The organism is Methylobacterium amylolyticum (assembly GCF_030700245.1).
In the GTDB taxonomy this organism is placed as follows: domain Bacteria; phylum Pseudomonadota; class Alphaproteobacteria; order Rhizobiales; family Beijerinckiaceae; genus Methylobacterium.
In genome coordinates this window covers 15,846-33,066 of the sequence record NZ_JAUYZI010000037.1, presented here as the reverse complement: position 1 = coordinate 33,066, position 17,221 = coordinate 15,846, and the positions used below count along the sequence as shown (strand labels likewise).

Genomic DNA, 17,221 nt, shown 5'->3' with positions numbered 1-17,221 from the left:
GCTGCGCAATCCCGGAATGACGGGGCCTCTCGCAAACACCGCTGCCGAGCCTGCGTTAACCCGAGTTCGGAGCCCGTGGCCATCCATAGGCCGACCCCGAACCGACCGGCGGCGCCGCGTTGACCCGCCCGATCGCCTCCGCGTAAGCACGGGCATGTCCACAGACTCCCCTGCCCGCTTCGACGTCATCGTCGTCGGCGGCGGCCATGCCGGTGTCGAGGCCGCCGCCGCCGCGGCCCGGTGCGGCGCCCGCACCGCCCTCGTGACCCACGATCCGGCGACGATCGGCGCCATGTCCTGCAACCCGGCGATCGGCGGCCTGGGCAAGGGCCACCTCGTCCGCGAGGTGGACGCCCTCGACGGGTTGATGGGCCGGGTGGCCGACGCGGCCGGGATCCAGTTCCGGCTGCTCAACCGCCGGAAGGGGCCGGCCGTCCGCGGCCCCCGCACCCAGGCGGACCGCAAGCTCTACGCGGCGGCCATGCAGACCGCTGTCGCGGAGACGGCGGGGCTCAGCGTGGTTATGGGAGCCTGTGAAGACGTCTCCTGGGATGCCGACGGCCGGCTCGCCGGCGTGGTCCTCGGGGATGGGCGTATGCTCTCGTCCGGTGCCGTGGTGCTCACCACCGGCACCTTCCTGCGGGGGCTGATCCATATCGGCGAGCGGCAGATTCCGGCCGGTCGGGTCGGCGAGGCGCCCGCCGTGGGCCTGGCCCGGAGCCTGGACCGGCTCGGCCTGCGGCTCGGGCGCCTCAAGACCGGCACCCCGCCCCGGCTCGCGCGCGACGGCATCGCCTGGGAGGCCCTGGAGATGCAGGCGGCGGACGACGAGCCGGTGCCGTTCTCGACGCTGACCGAGCGGATCACCACGCCGCAGATCCGCTGCGGCATCACCCGGACCACCCGGGCGGTGCACGACCTGATCCGCGCCAACCTGCACCGCTCGCCGATGTATTCCGGCGGCATCAGCAGCCGCGGCCCGCGCTACTGCCCCTCGATCGAGGACAAGGTGGTGCGCTTCGGTGATCGCGAGGGCCACCAGATCTTCCTGGAGCCCGAGGGGCTGGACGACCCGACCGTCTACCCGAACGGCATCTCGACCGCCCTGCCAGAGGACGTGCAGGGCGCGATGATCCGGCTGATCCCGGGGCTGGAGCGGGCGACGATCCTGCGGCCGGGCTACGCGATCGAGTACGATTACGTCGACCCGCGCGAGCTCGACGCCGGCTTGCAGGTGAAGCGCCTGCCCGGCCTGTTCCTGGCGGGCCAGATCAATGGCACCACCGGCTACGAGGAGGCGGCGGCGCAGGGCCTCGTCGCCGGGCTGAACGCGGCGCGGGTCGCGGGCGGCGCGGCGGTCGCGACCTTCGACCGGGCCGAATCCTATCTCGGCGTGATGATCGACGACCTCGTCACCCACGGGGTGAGCGAGCCCTACCGGATGTTCACCTCGCGGTCCGAGTACCGGCTGTCCCTGCGGGTCGACAACGCCGACGAGCGGCTGACCCCGCGCGGCCTCGCCCTAGGCGTGGTTGGGGCCCGCCGCGCCGACCACTTCGCTACCGCGCAGGCTGCGTTGCGGGCCGCCCGGGAGCAGCTCGACGCGCTGAGCCTGACGCCGACGCAGGCCGCGACCCGCGGCATCGCCCTGAACCGCGACGGGATCCGCCGCACGGCGTTCCAGCTCCTGGCCTATCCGGACCTCGACTGGGCCCGCCTCGCGGCGGTCTGGCCGGAGCTGGCCGGCGTGCCCCCGCGGATCGCCGAGCGGCTGCGCACCGACGCGACTTACGCGGTCTATCTCGACCGGCAGAGCGCGGACATCGCCGCCTTCCGCCGCGACGAGGCGGTGCGGCTGCCGGCCGGCCTCGACTATGCCGGCATCAGCGGGCTGTCGAACGAGATGCGGGTGAAGCTCGAAGCGGTGCGGCCCGGGACCCTCGGCCAGGCGGCGCGGATCGAGGGCGTGACGCCTGCGGCGCTGACGCTGCTGGCTGCACACGCCAAGCGCGGCGCACCGGCGCCCTCCCCCGCCGCGCGATGAGGGAGGCCGACCGCGCACGGGCGCTCGCGGCCTACGATGTTTCACGTGAAACAGCGGCCCGGCTCGATCTCTACGTGGAGCAACTGAACCGCTGGCAATCGGTCAAGAACCTCGTCGGGCCGGCGACGCTCGCGGAGGTCTGGAGCCGCCACGTCGCCGACGCCCTCCAGCTCCTCGCCCTGGCGCCGGACGCGCGGACCTGGGCGGATCTGGGCTCCGGAGCCGGCATCCCGGGGCTGATCCTGGCCATCGCCGGCGCCGAGCGGGGCATCCGGGTCACGCTGGTCGAGAGCAACGCCCGCAAATGCGCCTTCCTGACCGAGGCCGCCCGAATCACCGGGGCGCCGGCCCAGGTGAGCAACGCCCGGATCGAGTCCGTCGTCCCGGATCTATCCGGCGTCGATGTCGTCTGCGCCCGGGCGCTCGCGCCCCTCGACCAGCTCCTCGCCTGGACCGCGCCGCTGTTGAAATTCGGCACCACCGGCCTGTTTCCGAAGGGCCGTGATGTCGAGGCGGAATTGACCCGGGCCGCCGCGCGGTGGACATTCACCCACGATCTCGTTCCGAGCCGCACCGATGCGGAGGCCCGGATCGTGCGCATCACAGCCCTCACCGATCCGAGCCCCCGATGACCGACGCCACGACCGGCGAGGCCCCAGAGCGGCCCGCGGACCGCGCCCCCCGTCCGGCGGCGCGCCCCCTGCGCGTGCTGGCGCTCGCCAACCAGAAGGGCGGCGTCGGCAAGACGACCACGGCGATCAACCTCGGCACCGCGCTCGCCGCGATCGGCGAGGAGGTGCTGGTGATCGACCTCGATCCCCAGGGCAACGCCTCGACCGGCCTCGGCATCGACCGCGCACGGCGGCGCCTCTCGACCTACGAGGTGATGGCCGGGGAGGCGACGCTCGCCCAGGCCGTGATGCCGACCGCAGTGCCGCGCCTGTCGATCGCGCCCTCGACCATGGACCTGCTCGGCCTCGAGATGGAGATGGCGACCGCGCCGGACCGGGCGCACCGCCTGCGCAACGTCCTGAAGGGGATCTCGGGGGCAAAGGGGCTGGAGACGGTCAGCTACGTGCTGATCGACTGCCCGCCCTCCCTCAACCTGCTGACGATCAACGCGCTCGCCGCCGCCGACGCCGTGCTGGTGCCCCTGCAATGCGAGTTCTTCGCGCTGGAGGGCCTGAGCCAGCTCCTGCGCACGGTCGAGCAGGTGCGCGGCGCCCTCAACCCGCGGCTGACCATCCAGGGCGTCGTCCTGACGATGTTCGATCCCCGCAACAACCTCTCGGCGCAGGTGGTGGCGGACGTGCGCGGCTTCATGGGCGACAAGGTCTACGAGACCATGATCCCGCGCAACGTGCGCATCTCCGAGGCGCCCTCGCACGGCAAGCCGGCGCTGCTCTACGACCTCAAATGCGCGGGCAGCCAAGCCTACCTGCGCCTCGCCTCAGAGGTGATCCAGCGCGAGGGCCGGATACCGGCGGCGGCGTGATCGTCTGGCCCTTCGTCCCCTGGATCTTGTCCTTCCCGCAGGAGACTGCGCCGGACGAGGCGAGGGACGGCGGGCGCGTAGCGGACCAGGAACGGGTGGACACGATGGCGGACGAGGGCGCAACCAGGCCCCGGCTGGGGCGAGGGCTCGCGGCCCTGATCGGCGATTTCGGGGACGCCGCGCCGGCGGTGAAGCCCGAGAGCCAGCGCCGGGTGCCGGTCGAGTTCCTGCGGCCGAACCCGCGCAACCCGCGGCGCATCTTCGGCGAGGAGGAGCTGGCCGAGCTCGCGGTCTCGATCAAGCAGCGCGGCATCATCCAGCCGATCGTGGCGCGGCCGCTCGCCGACGTGCCCGGCGCCTTCGAGATCGTGGCCGGCGAGCGCCGCTGGCGCGCCGCGCAGCGGGCCGGGCTGGAGGAGGTGCCGGTGGTGGTCGTCGAGATCGACGACCGCGCCTCCCTCGAATTCGCGATCCTGGAGAACGTCCAGCGCACCGATCTCAACGCGATCGAGGAGGCCTCCGGCTACGAGCGGCTGATGCAGGACTTCTCCTACACGCAGCGCGAGCTGGCGGAGATCCTGGGCAAGAGCCGCAGCCACCTCGCCAACACCCTGCGGCTGCTGAACCTGCCGGAGGCGGTGCAGGCGCGGGTCTCGGCGGGGGAGATCACCGCCGGCCACGCCCGCGCCCTCCTCTCGGTGCGCGATCCCGAAGGCCTCGCCCGCCGGGTGGTGGCGGAGGGGCTGTCGGTGCGCGAGGTCGAGGCGCTCGCCGCCGCCGAGGCGCAAACCTCCGACACCCCCCGCCCCGGCCGCCCGCGCCTCTCCGCCGAGCGGCCCGCGCCGGTGCGCGACCTGGAGCGCCGGATCCACCGCGCGCTCGGCGTCGATGTCAGCTATCGCCCCAAGGACGAGGACTCGGGCGAGATCCGCATCCGCTACACCAACCGCGACGAACTCCAGGCGCTGCTGAACCGCTTCCGGGTGTCGGATGAGGCTTGATACGATTTTCGGTTGACCGCTTCGGTCGTTCAACCCGCGTCGTCATCGCGAACGCAATGACGCGACCCAGGGCAGCGCGGGGCCGGCAAACGTGGCGCTGCTGGATTGCTTCGCTCCGCTCGCAAAGACGGGCGGAAGCGCGCGTGACATCGTCAATTTGAGACCGGTCGGGCGCTCCGATCCGCGCGATCCCGCATCCAACCGGTATAGAGATCGGGGATCGCGTCCTTCATCGGACGGGCGGCCTGGAATTCCGCCGCGGTCCATTCCGGGTTCTCCGGATCTTCGGCGATGCCGGCCTGGATCGCGGCTTCCTCGGCATCGTCGATGTCGGGGATGTCAGGGTCGGTGCTGCTCATAGAGCCTCCTCGCGGCGAGACTCGCCCGCCTCGAGCGATCGATGCCAGAGCTTGGTTGCCGAGCCGCCGAGGTTCAACCCTTCCAACCGCACGAACCCTCAGCGGTCCCGCCGCAGGCCCGGCACCAGCGCCGCGATCCGCTCCTGCGGGGACATCCGCGCGCGCGGGCGGCGCGGCGGACCGCCGGGGCCCGGGCCAGGGGGGCCGCCGTCGCCGTCGGCCGCCCGGTCGACGCCGAGCACCAGGGCGGCGCGGTAGCGGTCGCGCTCCTCGGACACCGCGCAGAAGCCGCGCCGGTCGGGGTCGTCGGCCGCGAGGCCGTCGTTGGCGTTGATGATCGTCCGCTCGACGGCCCGCCCGCCATAGGCCGGGACGCGGGCGTACAGGAACTCGCTGAGCGCGTCGGGGAAGTAGATCTGGCCGGTGAGCATCGTGCGGGCGTCGAGGAAGACCTTGACGTGCACGTGCGTCGCGCGGCCAGGATACCAGCCGGGATAGATCGTGTCGAAGCCCGCGCGGCCGGCGGCGTCGGTGGTCTGGCTGCCGCGCAGGAAGGTCTGGCCGGTGGTGTCCGCGCCCGTCTCCCCCTGCCCCGGATAGCCGGAATAGAGCCCCTGCGCATCGCAGTGCCAGACATCGACCCGGGCGCCGGCGACCGGCGCGCAGCGCCCCGCCTCGATCACGCGCAGGGCGAGCCGGAGCGGCACGCCGGGGCGGCCCTCGCGGATGTCGGACCGCACCAGCTTCGGGTCGCGGTAGAACGGCCCCTCGACGGCCTGCGGCGTCAGCCAGCAGGTCCCCTCCCCCTCCGCGTCCGGAGCGGCCGGGGCCGCGGGCGAGGCGGCCCGCGCCGGCATCAGGCCGGCGGCCGAGGCGCCGAGGGCGGCCAGCAGGCCGCGGCGGGAGGCGGGAAACGGCATCGGGACTCCTTGCGGTTCGGCGGACGCGACGCGGCCGCATAGGCCGGCCCTGTCTCCGCTCCGTGTCCGGCGCGGTCAGCGCCGCCGCCGCGCCCCGGCCTCGGCGATCCGCAGCAGCGCCGCCGAGGCCAGGGCGTGCGCCAGTTCCGGGTCCGACCGGCGGCAAGCGAGGATCGCCTCCTGGAGCGCGGTGGCCGCCTGCCGGAGGGTGCCGGGCGCCCAGGCGCCGAGCTGCGCCTCGATGCTGGCCTTGCGCTTAAAGTGCAGGCCGCGCCAGCCCGCGGCCATCATCGACGGCGTCTTGTCGGGGTTGTCGAGGCGAGTGGCGAGCAGGGTCAGCGCGTGGCGCAGCGCCGCGCCGAGCACGATTCCGGGATCGAGCCCCTCGGTGCGGAAGCGGCGATAGTCGCGCTCGACCAGGGCCTTGCGGCCGTCGAAGGCGGCGTCGATCAGGGTGTTGAGGACGCTGGCGGCCACGTCGCTCGCCACCGCCTCCACGTCGTCCAGCGTCACGCTCCCCTGCCCGTGCGCGTAGAGGGCGAGCTTGTCGATCTCCATCAGGCTGGCGCGGCGGTCGCCGCCGAGGCTGCGGGCCAACGTCTCGCGGGCCTCGCGGTCGATGCGCAGGCCGCGCTCCTGGAGGGTGCGGTCGATCAGGTCGGCGAGCGCCCGCTCGTCGTCGGGGTAGCAGGGGATGGCGAGCGCCTTCGGCGAGCGCTCGCACAGGACCCGCAGCGGGTTGTTCTTGGCGAGGTCGCCGCCCTCCACCACGATGCGCGCGTCGGCGACCGGCATCCCGAGCACGGCCTCGACGGCGGGCGCGTAGTTGCGCGTCCCCGGACGGACCCAGATCGCGCGGCGCCCGCCGAACAGGCCGAGGGTGCCGGCCTCGTCGCAGAGGCGGCCGGGATCGGAGGCCAGCGCGTCGCCGTCGATCTTCACCAGGGCGAAGGGGTCGCCCGCGTCCGCGACGAAATCCTCGGCGAGCCGCTTGGCCCGCTCGGTCACGAGGCCGGTATCCGGCCCGTAGACGAGGATCACCGGGATGCGCGGGTCCGGGCCCCGGCGGATCAGCCCCTCGATCTCGCCCGCCTTGACCGCGGTCAAAGCCGGCTCACGGCTTGGTCGAGAGCACGGAGGCGACGCGCGTCTTGATCTGGTCGGCCAGAACGTTCGCCAGCCGGATCTCCGCGTCGCGCGCCGCGCGCTGGCTGGCGAAGCGCTGGATCGAGCGGTCATAGGTCGCCGTCGAGGTCGCCACGCCCTCGCTGATCACCTTGAGCCCGGCCATGTCCTCCAGGCTGTAGCGGATGTTGGCGACGATCGTGCCGGCCTCGGCGCGGCCGGTGGTGGAGGAGACGATCGGGGTCTGCACAACCTCCGAGCCGGAGAGCTTCAGGCGGTAGCGCTTGGCGGCGGGCTGGCCCGATCCGTCGAGGTCGAAGATCAGCTCGCTGCGCAGGTAGTGTCCCAGGCGTTCCTGGCCCTGGGCCATCGCCACCTCGTCGACCTGCACCGAGGCGAGCAGCGCCTGGATCGACTCGCCCGAGGCGGTCGGCCCGTAGAGCGGCCGGAAGCAGGCCGAGAGGCCGAAGGTCAGGCCCGCGACGCAGGCGAGGCGGCCGATCCGCGCCGCAACCGATCCACCCGAACGCCTCATCACGCCGCCGTTCCGCCCCGCTTCGCCGTACCGTCTAGCTCGGACCGGGAGTCCCGCGCCACGAGTGTGCGGGCGATCCGTTACGATTCCTCTGCGGCGAGAGCGTGTCGCGGGGCAGGGCTACCAGCGGAAGATCAGGCTGCCGATCACCGTCGCGGGGGCGCCGCGGTAGCAGAAGCCGGCCTGGCAGTTGGTGTAGTCCCGGTCGAAGATGTTGTAGCCGTTGATCTGCGCGCGCAGGCCCTTGAACCGCGGGTCGAGGGCGGCGAAGTCGTAGGCGACCAGCGCGTCGAACAGGGTCACGGTGGGGTTGCGCACGGTGTTGCGGTCGTCGGCGAAGCTGGTGCTCGCGTAGCGGATGCCGCCGCCGACCTGGAGGCCGGAGAGCGGGTGGCCCGGTCCGAACAGGTAGGTGCCGAAGGCCGAGAACGTATCGCCGGGGATGCCGGACAGGGCGTTGCCGTCGATCACGCGCCCCTGCGCGTCGGTGGAGCGCAGGAAGCGGAAGTCGAGGTGGGTGTAGGCGACGGTCAGGTTGGTGCCGGGCCCGAAATTGGCGGTCAGCTCGGCCTCGAATCCCTTCGACTCGACCGAGCCGGTGGCGACCTGATTGGCGGAGTTGGTCGGGTCGGTGCGCAGGATGCTCGACTGCACGATGTCGAAGCCGGCGAACGAGCCGGTGACGTTGGTGTTCGGGACCGCGAACTTCACGCCAGCCTCGATCTGGTCGCCGGTGGCGGGCTTGAAGGAGCGGCCGCTGGCATCGACGCCGACCTGCGGGGTGAAGGTGGTGGCGTAGCTCGCGTAGGGGACGAAGTTCGGGGTCAGCAGGTAGTTCAGGCCGAGGCGGCCGGTGAGGGCGGAATCGTTGCGCGTGGTGGCGGCGCCGAGGGCGGCCGGCGTTCCGGACCGGGTGGATTGCGAGACGAAGTCGTGGCGCCCGGTCAGGGTCAGCACGAAGCGGTCGACCTTCGCCTGCTCCTGGAGGTAGAGGCCGAGCTGGTCCTGGGACTGCTCGGAGGCCCTGTTGAGCGCCGGGCGCGGGACGAAGGTCCGGTAGTTGAACCGCTTGAAGTCGGTCACCCCGGCGATGTCGAGATCCGGCACGGCGGAGTTGAAGCCGGACTCGCGCCGAAAGTCGTAATGGTAGTAGTCGACGCCCATCAGGAGCGTGTGCGCCACGGGGCCGGTGGTGAGATGCGCCTCGAGCTGGTTGTCGAGCCCGACCGTTCCGAGCCGGTCGTGGATCAGGCCGGCGAAGCGCTGGGCCGAGAAGCCGGTCACGTCGGTGATCTCGGTGTAGGCGAGCTTGGCGTCGACGTTCTGGTAGCGGAAGTTCTGGCGGAAGATCAGGTCCGGCGTGAACCGGTGCTCGAAGGCGTAGCCGATCCGGTACTGCTCCACGTCGAAGCGGTTGAAGTTGCCGTCGCCCTGGTAGAGCCGCGTCACCACGAAGCCCGGCGCGTTGTAGAAGGTGGCGGTGCCGGGCGCGCGGCTGTTCAGGTACTCGGTGAGCAGGGTGAAGCTGGTGTCGGCCGAGGGCCGCCACGTGAAGGCCGGGGCGATCATGACCCGGTCGTCGGCCCCGTTCGGCAGGTAGGTGTTGGACTGGCGCACCACGCCGGTGAGCCGGTAGGCGAGGGTGCCGTCCGTGCCCTCCACCGGGCCGCCGACGTCGAAATTGCCCTGGACGCGGTCGTAGTTGCCGGCCTGGAACCACGCCTCGCCGAAGCGCGTGAACACCGGCCGCTTGGAGGTGATGTCGACGATGCCGCCCGGCGAGCCGAGGCCGTAGAGGCCCGAGGCCGGCCCGCGCAGGATCGTCAGCGCCTCGGTGCCGTAGGGCTCCACCCGCGGCACCGCGAGGTTGACGCCCGCCTGACGCAGCCCGTCGCGGAAGATGCCGTCGTAGGTCTCCAGGAAGCCGCGGATGTAGAACGCGTCGAAGCGCGGATCGAAGCCGAACACGTTGGCCGACACGCCGGGGGTGTAGGACAGCGCCTGGTTCACGTCCTGCACGTTGCGGTCGTTGAGCTGCGCGCGGGTGACGACCGAGACCGATTGCGGGGTCTCGATCAGCGGCGTGTTGGTCTTGGTGGCGGTGGGGCTGACGCGGGCGACGTAGCCGGTCACGCCCGAGGGACCGCCGCCGCCCCCGCTCGTCGCGGCGCTGTCGCCGCCGGGACCCGTCGGCACGGGCGCGGCCGCCGCGGTCGGCGGCCCGGGGGGCGGGGGCTGGGCCGGGGCGGCGGCGCCCGCGCCGGGCGCGGGCCGCGCCTTCGGCGGGGCGGCCTCCACCGTGATCTCCTTCAACCGCACGTCCGCCTGCTGGGCCGCGGCCGGGCCGGCGAGGGCGGTGGACGCGAGCAGGACGACGAGGCGGGCGGAACGGCGCGGCATACGGGAACCCCGGAGGCGCGCCCCTGCGGCGCACGCCCCCAACTCGCTCGCTCACGGCCCCGCGATCAAGCCGAAAATGTGATAAAAATCACACATTTGGAACAGTTAAAATCTAGACTCTATCCAATCTGATCTGAATATAACGAGCGTTAAAGACGGCTTCATCAGTCGAAACAACACTTTCCCGAATCACGGTCGTCGCGCGCGCGCCGCTCGAACGCTGTGGACGCCGTGCGAACGCCGGGTCCGGCCCCGCCGCGAGCGCGCCCCGCGCATCAGAACTCAAGCGCCGGCTCCCGCAAGGCCTCGGCCTCCCGCTGGCAGACGGCCTGATCCGGCCCGGCGCCGCCTCCGGCCAGGGCGCCGCGCAGCTCGCTCCGGGCCTTGTCCATGTCGGACCGGAAGGCGGCGTCGCCGACCAGCGCGGCGAAGACCGCCGAGCCGTTGAGGCGCCCAGCCACCACGTCGCTCAGCCAGTGGACGCCGCAGACGATGCGGCTCTCGCCGTAGGCCCGGCCGCGGGCAAGGATCGCGGTGGCCTTCTCCGGCACCAGGGACGCCAGGATCAGCGCGTAGGCCCAGCCCTGCGTGGCGTGGCCGGACGGGTAGCTGAAGCTGTCGGCGAGCGCCTGGGTGCGCTGGACGCAGATCGGCGCGTCGTTGCCGACGAACGGGCGCAGCCGCCGGAAATGCACCTTCGGGATGCGGGTGGCGTTGGCGAGGTCGATCCGGGCGCGCTCCAGCAGGTTGAGGGTCGCGGGCACCCGGGCCTGGTCGATGCGGGTGCCGAGGATGCAGGCGTAGTTGTCCAGCACGGCGGCGGCGCCCTCGGCGACGTCGTTGGCGGCGAGATTCCAGCGCGGCGTGCCCTTGAGCGACCGGGTGGTGGTGAAGGCGGCGCGGTCGGCCATCTCCAGCGGCGAGTGGTGCGCGGGGGGCGCGGAGAGCACCTTCAGCGGATCCGGCATCGCCCCCTCGGCCAGGTAGGGCTTGAGCGCGGGCTTGCCGGGCTTCAGCGTCTCGTTGCCCACCGAGGGGGCGGAGGGCGCCTCCGGCGGCGGCGCGGCCTTGGGCGCGGCCTGCTCGGCCGCGTGCGCCGCCGTCGCGAGGCAGGCGGTGAGGAGCAGGGCCGGCAGGATCGGGGTGCGGGGCATCGGGTCCTGGCGTGGCTCGGGGTGGGCGGGCCGCCCGCGCGGGACGGCGCTTCACGGGGCCAACGTTCCGGTCAGCCCTCCAAGTCCCTGCACACGGGACTGATTCTGTCCAGAGGCTCCGCTTCAGGCGCCGCGGATGGCGGCGGCGACCGCGGCCGGATGTTCCTCGTGCGGGCTCAGCGCCCCAGGGATCGCGGCCGCCGCCACCCGGCCGCTGCCGGCGAGCGCGTCCATCTCCGCCCCCGAGCGGCGCGGGGCGCCGTCCGGGCGCAGCACCAGGGTCGGGGGCAGGCCGTCGCCGAACAGCGCCAGGAAGGCGTCGCGGCTGCCCACCGGGTCGAGGCCGCCGGTGACGAAGGCGGCGGTGCCGAAGCGGCCGTTGCGCTGGCGGGTGATCGCGTGCTTGGCCCGCACCAGGGCCGGGGTGACGCGGTCCCGGTCGGCGTAGACGTGGGCGCGCATCATCCGGCCGATGATCGGCGGGGAGATGTTGAGGCGGTAGAGCGCCTCGCCGACGACGGGCGCCTCGACCGCCCGGCGGATGCGGGGGAACCAGTGGGCGCGGCCCGGCATCGCGGTCGGCAGCGGCCCGCGCCAGGTCGGCGCCACCAGCACCAGCCGGGCGAAGGTTCCGGGATGGCGGCGCGCGGCGGCGGCGAGGTAGCCGGCGGCGTGGCCGGCCGCGACGCCGAGAGCGTAGGGCCCGGGGGCGGCGGCGAGCAGCGCGTCGAGGAAGGCGTGGAAGGTCGCGGGCTCCAGCGGCACCCGCGCCCGCGGCCGGGCCCCGAAGCCCGGCCAGTCCGGCACGAGGCAGCGGTGGTCCCGACCGAGATCCCCCGCGAGGTCGCGCATCTCGGACCGGGCCGAGATGGTGGACAGGGCCGGCAGCAGCAGCGCCTCCGGCCCGTCGCCGACCACGTCGCAGACGGTCGGCAGCGCGCGGCCGCCGACCACGAGATCGAGCGTCCGCGTCGTGTCCATCGGGCGGCTCCCGAGTCCGAAGAGAATCAGGTGCGGAGGAGGTCGTTGATCGCGGTCTTGGCGCGGGTGCCGGCATCGACGCGCTTGACGATCACCGCGCAGTACAGGCCCGGGCCGGGGGTGCCGTCGGGCAGCGGCTTGCCGGGCAGCGTGCCCGAGATCACCACGGAGTAGGGCGGCACGCGGCCGTAGAACACCTCGCCGGTGGCCCGGTCGATGATCTTGGTGGAGGCGCCGATATAGACGCCCATCGACAGCACCGAGCCCTGGCCGACGATGACGCCCTCGACCACCTCGGAGCGGGCGCCGATGAAGCAGTCGTCCTCGATGATCACCGGGTTGGCCTGGAGCGGCTCCAGCACGCCGCCGATGCCGACGCCGCCCGACAGGTGGACGTTCTTCCCGATCTGCGCGCAGGAGCCGACGGTGACCCAGGTGTCGACCATCGTGCCCTCGCCGACATAGGCGCCGAGGTTGACGAAGCTCGGCATCAGGATCGCGTTCGGGGCGACGTAGGCGCCGCGGCGCACGAAGCAGCCGGGCACGGCCCGGAAGCCCGCCTCCCGGAACCGCGCCTCGTCCCAGCCGGCGAACTTGGCGGGCACCTTGTCCCACCACGGCGCGCCGCCGGGGCCGCCGGAGACCGCCGCCATGTCGTTGAGGCGGAAGGACAGCAGCACCGCCTTCTTGAGCCACTGGTTGACCTGCCAGTCCTCGCCCGCCTTCTCGGCGACCCGGGCCTGCCCGGAATCGAGCAGCTCCAGCGCCGCCTCGACCGCCTCGCGCACCCGGCCCGTGGTGGCGGGCGAGACGCCGGCGCGGTCGTCCCAGGCGGTCTCGATGGTGGCGACGAGGTCGGCGTGGGACATGGTCTCGCGAGGCTTCCGGCTGTTGCTCGGCCGTGCTTACTAGGGGGCGCCGGGGCTGTCACCTGAGGCGGGGAACTCATGATGCGCGCGCTCACGATCCTGGTGCCGGTCCTGGCGCTGCTGGCCGCGGGGCCGGCGGCGGCGGAGACCTGCGCGCCCTGGGTCGACGGGGCGACGCTCGGCCTGGAACGGGTGCTGCCGCCCCCGCCCGAGCCCGCCTCCCCGGAGGCCGAGGCGGACATGAAGGCCCTGCGGGCGGCGGTCGCGGCGCGAACCCCGGCGGACGAAGCCCGGATCGAGTCCGACATCACGTACACCCTCGACCAGTTCGCCGGCGTCCTCGGGCCCGCCTACACGGCGGCGCGCGCCCCGCGCCTCGCGGCCCTGGTCGCACGCCTCTACAAGACCAGCAGCGCGGCGGTGAACGCGGCCAAGCACGCGTACCAACGGCCCCGGCCCTACACGCTGGATCCGGGACTCCGCACCTTCGGCGACCGCTCGCACTCGACCTCCTACCCGGGCGGCCACGCGGCCTTCGGCACCCTCACCGCCACGATGCTCGCCCAGATCGTGCCGGAGCGCCGGCGGGCCCTGCTCGCCCGCGCCCAGGTCTACGCCCACGCCCGGACGGAGGCCGGCACGCACTTCCTCACCGATCTGGAGGCCGGCCGGATCGCCGGGATGATCCTCGCCGAGGTGCTGCTGCGCGATCCCGGCTTCCGCTGCGATCTCGCGGCGGCGACGGCGGAGGTGCGGGCGGCGGAGCGGTAGGGGTCCCCGGACCCGCCCGGACGCGCAGCCTCATACGACGTCCGGCTGAAGGGTTCGGGATCGACTCTCGCCGTCTTTGCGAGCGGAGCGAAGCAATCCAGCAGCGCCACCGTCTCAAACCGCGCGCTACCCTGGGTCGCTTCGCCTACGGCTCGCGATGACGGTGCGGGGCCGGATCACCGAACGGTTCACCCGGAAACGGTATCAGGCGTCCCGGAGCAGGCGCTGCACCCGGCCGAGATCGGCGACGAAGCCGGCGAGATCCTCGGCCAGGGCGGCGTGGATGGCGCGGGCGGCTCCGGGGAACTCCTCCAGCACCCGGCGCATCAGGGTGGGGGTGATCCGCATCACCTCCGCCGGGCCCTCCGCCCGCGCCTCGGCGGGGCGCTCCCCTCGCACGAACAGGGCGCGCTGGCCGATCAGGGCGGAGCGGCCGGCCCGGACCGGCTCGGCGCCCGCGGCCCGGGGTTCGAGGCGGATCGTGCCCGCCATCACCACGAAGCCGCCGTCGGCCGGGTCGCCGCGGGAGAACAGCAGGTCGCCGTCGGCGAGGTCGCGCCGCTCCGACGCGAAGGTCAGCAGGCGCAGGGCGTCACGGTCGAGGAAGCCGAGCAGCGGCGCGGCAGCGAGGATCGCGATGTCGTCGTCGAGCCCCAACGAAACGCCCCACAGCCCCGCGCGCGAAAAACCCCGGCGGGACCGCGTACACGAAAAACCCTAAACAATCAGGGGAGGAGCTTGTAGCCGCCTCCCTCGGTGACGAGGATCGCCGCCATCGCCGGGTTCGGCTCGATCTTCTGGCGCAGCCGGTAGATATGCGTCTCCAGCGTGTGCGTGGTGACGTGGGCGTTGTAGCCCCAGACCTCGGCGAGCAGCGTGTCGCGGTTCACCACCGCGCGGCCGGCCCGGTACAGGAAGCGCAGGATCGCGGTCTCCTTCTCGGTCAGCTTCAGCTTCGAGCCGCGGTCGCCGATCAGCAGCTTGGCCCCCGGCCGGAACGTGTAGGGGCCGATCTGGAACACCGCGTCCTCGGAGGCCTCGTGGCTGCGCAGGTGGGCGCGGATGCGGGCGAGCAGGATGCCGAACTTGAACGGCTTGGTGACGTAGTCGTTGGCGCCCGCCTCCAGGCCCTCGACGTGGTCCTCCTCGGAATCCTGGGCGGTCAGCATGATCACCGGGCTGCGGAAGCCCGCGGCGCGCATCCGGCGCACCGCCTCGCGCCCGTCCATGTCCGGCAGGCCGACATCCATCACCGCGAGGTCGACCCGGTCGCCCGAAACGCGCGCGATGGCGTCCGCCGCGCAGGCTTCGCCCAGCACCGTGAACTCCTCGTAGAGGTCGAGTTGCTCGATCAGCGTGTCGCGCAGGATCTCGTCATCGTCGCAGATCAGCAGGCGATAGGCGTTCGACATCGTCACGAAGCCCTAGGGGAAGCGGCGGCAGATGGAGCGACGGGATCCGGCAGGCGAAGCGCCACCCAAAAGCGGGCATCGAGCGTTCCGTTCCCCGGACCCGGTTTCGTCGGCCCGGGTTCGCAGATCACAATAGGGTGACGTTTGTGGCCGGAAATTGCCTTGCGCGCAATTCTTCACGCAAATTAATGCGGTGTCGTCTACCCGGCCGGGATCGACTTCCCAGAGTTGCAACCTTAGCTGGTATGACCACGGTCAGGAGCCGGGCGCGCAGGTGAACAAGTCCCGATCCTTCGCGCGCGTGACGCTGGACGAGATCCGGGTCCGCGCCACGGTCGGCGACCGCCGCCGCGGCCATCTGCTGGTCGGGCCCAGCGTGATCCCGTGCGCGCTCGGCGCCGGCGGCATCGTCGGGCGCAAGCGCGAGGGCGACGGCGGCTCGCCCCGGGGCCGGTTCCGCCTGCGCGGCGGCGCCTACCGGCCCGACCATCTCCCGATCCGCCCGCGCACCGCGCTGCCGCTGCGGGCGACCCGGCGCGACGACGGCTGGTGCGACGATGCCCGCGACCGCCGCTACAACCGCCCGGTCCGCCTGCCGGTGCCCGGCCTCGGCGCCGAGGCCATGTGGCGGGCGGACGGGCTCTACGACGTGGTGCTCGACATCGACTACAACCGCGCCCCGATCCGCCGCGGGCACGGCTCGGCGATCTTCCTGCACGTCGCCCGGCCCGGCTACCGGCCGACCGAGGGCTGCGTGGCGCTGGCCCGCGCCGACCTGATCCGCCTGCTGCGCCGGCTCGGGCCGCGCACGCACCTGCGGATCGGGTGAGCCTCAGACCTCCGCGGGATCCAGCCTGATCGTCAGGCGTGCTCCGACCGCTTCGGCGTACCGGCGCAAGGACGCCGTCGACGGCATGACCTGACCGCGTTCCCAACGGGCGATCTGGCCCTGAGAGGTGTTCATCCGCTTGGCGACGTCGTCCTGCGTCAGCCGGGCGCGGGCGCGTGCCTCGGCCATCGCGAAGCCGAGTTCCATGTCCGGCCCGATCGCCGCGTAGGCGTCCCGGTAAGCGGGATCCTGATTCCAGCGATCCCGGACGGGTTTGAAGGGGATCGTCACAGCGGAGCCTCGTATCGGGCATACACGGAAAGGTATCCGATCGACGGGTTCACGATCGTGCCATCCGTCTTTGCGAGCGCAGCGAAGCAATCCAGCAGCGCCACGGTTTGAAGTCGCGCGCAGCCCTGGGTCGCTTCGCTGCGCTCGCGATGACGGCGTGGGTCGGGACACGCGAACCCTTTAGAGCCGTTCCCGATCGCGTTGCAATCGTGCTCGACTCTAAGTCCTTGTTTTGATGCGCTCTCTTTCGCCGAACCGGCATCCACTTCGGCGGAGAGCGCTCTAGCCGGGAACGATACTACACCTTCCGCGTCCGCGCCCCGAAGATCGCCGTCCCCACCCGGACATGGGTCGCACCGACCTGGATCGCGGCCGGGTAATCCGCGCTCATGCCCATCGAGAGGATCGGCAGGTTGTGCTCGTGCGCGAGCTGGGCGAGCAGGGCGAAATGGGCCGAGGGCGGGTCGTCGGCGGGGGGGATGCACATCAGCCCGTGGATCGCCAGGCCGTGGGTGTCGCGGCACTCGGCGAGCAGGGTCGCGAGCTGGCCGGGCGCGACGCCGCCCTTCTGCGGCTCCTCGCCGGTGTTGACCTGGATCAGCAGCTTCGGCGCCCGGCCGGAGCGCGCGATCTCCTTGGCCAGCGCGGCGGCGAGCGACAGGCGGTCGAGGGAATGGATCACGTCGAACAGGGCCACCGCCTCGCGGGCCTTGTTCGATTGCAATGGTCCGACGAGGTGCAGCTCCACGTCCGGAAACCGCGCCCGCAGGGCCGGCCACTTCGCGGTCGATTCCTGCACGTAATTCTCGCCGAACACCCGCTGCCCGGCCTCCAGGGCCGGCAGGATGTGCTCGGCCGGCACCGTCTTCGAGACCGCCACGAGATGCACCGTGGCCGGATCGCGCGCGCTGTCGCGGGCCGCTTGCGCGATGCCGGCGCGCACCTCGGCGAGGCCCGCCGCCACGTCGGCCTCGCCGACCGGCGGCCGCTCGGCGTGCGGGGAGGGGGCTTCGGGGGCGTCGGTCATCGGGTCCT

At 72.6% G+C, this 17,221-nt stretch carries 18 protein-coding genes; 6 read left to right on the top strand and 12 right to left on the bottom strand.

The features are described from left to right. Window positions 1-154: 154 nt before the first annotated feature. From mnmG to Q8W71_RS22880, 4 genes are all read left to right on the top strand, one after another. Complete coding sequence (mnmG, locus tag Q8W71_RS22895; protein WP_305527720.1) at window positions 155-2,044, top strand: tRNA uridine-5-carboxymethylaminomethyl(34) synthesis enzyme MnmG; 1,890 nt, start codon at window positions 155-157, stop codon at window positions 2,042-2,044. Continuing rightward, window positions 2,041-2,676, top strand: coding sequence for a 16S rRNA (guanine(527)-N(7))-methyltransferase RsmG (gene rsmG / locus Q8W71_RS22890; RefSeq protein WP_305527719.1), 636 nt, complete (start codon window positions 2,041-2,043; stop codon window positions 2,674-2,676). Before mnmG ends, rsmG begins: the two co-directional genes overlap by 4 nt. Then, window positions 2,673-3,539 (top strand): ParA family protein, encoded by an 867-nt coding sequence (locus tag Q8W71_RS22885; RefSeq protein ID WP_305527718.1) that lies wholly within the window; start codon window positions 2,673-2,675, stop codon window positions 3,537-3,539. The genes rsmG and Q8W71_RS22885 overlap by 4 nt, the downstream gene beginning before the upstream one ends. A gap of 104 nt (window positions 3,540-3,643) precedes the next feature. Then, window positions 3,644-4,540: a ParB/RepB/Spo0J family partition protein gene (locus Q8W71_RS22880; RefSeq protein ID WP_305527758.1), complete on the top strand. Its 897-nt coding sequence runs from the start codon at window positions 3,644-3,646 to the stop codon at window positions 4,538-4,540. Window positions 4,541-4,692: 152 nt separating this feature from the next. Here the strand turns inward: Q8W71_RS22880 and Q8W71_RS22875 are convergent, their stop codons facing one another. The 8 genes from Q8W71_RS22875 to dapD all read right to left on the bottom strand — a co-directional run bounded on the left by Q8W71_RS22875 (window position 4,693) and on the right by dapD (window position 12,883). Next, on the bottom strand, window positions 4,693-4,899 hold the full coding sequence (locus Q8W71_RS22875; protein ID WP_305527717.1) for a hypothetical protein: 207 nt from the start codon (window positions 4,897-4,899) through the stop codon (window positions 4,693-4,695). A 98-nt stretch (window positions 4,900-4,997) separates the two neighbouring features. Then, entirely contained in the window at window positions 4,998-5,819 is an 822-nt protein-coding gene (locus tag Q8W71_RS22870; RefSeq protein ID WP_305527716.1) for an intradiol ring-cleavage dioxygenase, read from the bottom strand. 75 nt (window positions 5,820-5,894) lie between these two features. Beyond that, window positions 5,895-6,926, bottom strand: coding sequence for a DNA polymerase III subunit delta (gene holA, locus Q8W71_RS22865; RefSeq protein ID WP_305527715.1), 1,032 nt, complete (start codon window positions 6,924-6,926; stop codon window positions 5,895-5,897). A gap of 7 nt (window positions 6,927-6,933) precedes the next feature. Beyond that, on the bottom strand, window positions 6,934-7,479 hold the full coding sequence (gene lptE / locus Q8W71_RS22860; RefSeq protein WP_305527714.1) for an LPS assembly lipoprotein LptE: 546 nt from the start codon (window positions 7,477-7,479) through the stop codon (window positions 6,934-6,936). Window positions 7,480-7,599: 120 nt separating this feature from the next. Then, window positions 7,600-9,879 (bottom strand): TonB-dependent siderophore receptor, encoded by a 2,280-nt coding sequence (locus tag Q8W71_RS22855; protein WP_305527713.1) that lies wholly within the window; start codon window positions 9,877-9,879, stop codon window positions 7,600-7,602. 275 nt (window positions 9,880-10,154) lie between these two features. Then, entirely contained in the window at window positions 10,155-11,033 is an 879-nt protein-coding gene (locus tag Q8W71_RS22850) for an acid phosphatase (RefSeq protein ID WP_305527712.1), read from the bottom strand. A gap of 123 nt (window positions 11,034-11,156) precedes the next feature. After that, window positions 11,157-12,014, bottom strand: coding sequence for an alpha/beta fold hydrolase (locus Q8W71_RS22845; RefSeq protein WP_305527711.1), 858 nt, complete (start codon window positions 12,012-12,014; stop codon window positions 11,157-11,159). Between the two features lie 26 nt (window positions 12,015-12,040). Then, a complete protein-coding gene (gene dapD, locus Q8W71_RS22840) occupies window positions 12,041-12,883 on the bottom strand; it encodes a 2,3,4,5-tetrahydropyridine-2,6-dicarboxylate N-succinyltransferase (protein ID WP_305527710.1) in 843 nt (280 codons plus the stop codon). A gap of 78 nt (window positions 12,884-12,961) precedes the next feature. Between dapD and Q8W71_RS22835 the strand changes: the two genes are divergently transcribed. Then, on the top strand, window positions 12,962-13,654 hold the full coding sequence (locus tag Q8W71_RS22835; RefSeq protein ID WP_305527709.1) for a phosphatase PAP2 family protein: 693 nt from the start codon (window positions 12,962-12,964) through the stop codon (window positions 13,652-13,654). Between the two features lie 204 nt (window positions 13,655-13,858). Here the strand turns inward: Q8W71_RS22835 and Q8W71_RS22830 are convergent, their stop codons facing one another. Next, on the bottom strand, window positions 13,859-14,311 hold the full coding sequence (locus Q8W71_RS22830; protein WP_305527708.1) for a cyclic nucleotide-binding domain-containing protein: 453 nt from the start codon (window positions 14,309-14,311) through the stop codon (window positions 13,859-13,861). Between the two features lie 68 nt (window positions 14,312-14,379). Then, the gene (locus Q8W71_RS22825; RefSeq protein WP_305527757.1) at window positions 14,380-15,066 is read right to left on the bottom strand and encodes a response regulator transcription factor; all 687 of its coding nucleotides are present in this window, start codon (window positions 15,064-15,066) and stop codon (window positions 14,380-14,382) included. 274 nt (window positions 15,067-15,340) lie between these two features. Between Q8W71_RS22825 and Q8W71_RS22820 the strand changes: the two genes are divergently transcribed. Beyond that, on the top strand, window positions 15,341-15,895 hold the full coding sequence (locus Q8W71_RS22820) for a L,D-transpeptidase family protein (protein WP_305527707.1): 555 nt from the start codon (window positions 15,341-15,343) through the stop codon (window positions 15,893-15,895). Between the two features lie 3 nt (window positions 15,896-15,898). On the opposite strand, the gene Q8W71_RS22815 is transcribed toward Q8W71_RS22820, so the two are convergent. Both Q8W71_RS22815 and Q8W71_RS22810 read right to left on the bottom strand, forming a co-directional pair. Then, window positions 15,899-16,186, bottom strand: a complete 288-nt coding sequence (locus tag Q8W71_RS22815; RefSeq protein WP_305527706.1) for a helix-turn-helix domain-containing protein — start codon at window positions 16,184-16,186, stop codon at window positions 15,899-15,901. Between the two features lie 298 nt (window positions 16,187-16,484). Then, window positions 16,485-17,213 carry a YggS family pyridoxal phosphate-dependent enzyme gene (locus Q8W71_RS22810; protein WP_305527705.1) on the bottom strand — a complete coding sequence of 243 codons (729 nt, stop codon included), beginning with the start codon at window positions 17,211-17,213 and terminating at the stop codon, window positions 16,485-16,487. Window positions 17,214-17,221 lie beyond the last annotated feature (8 nt).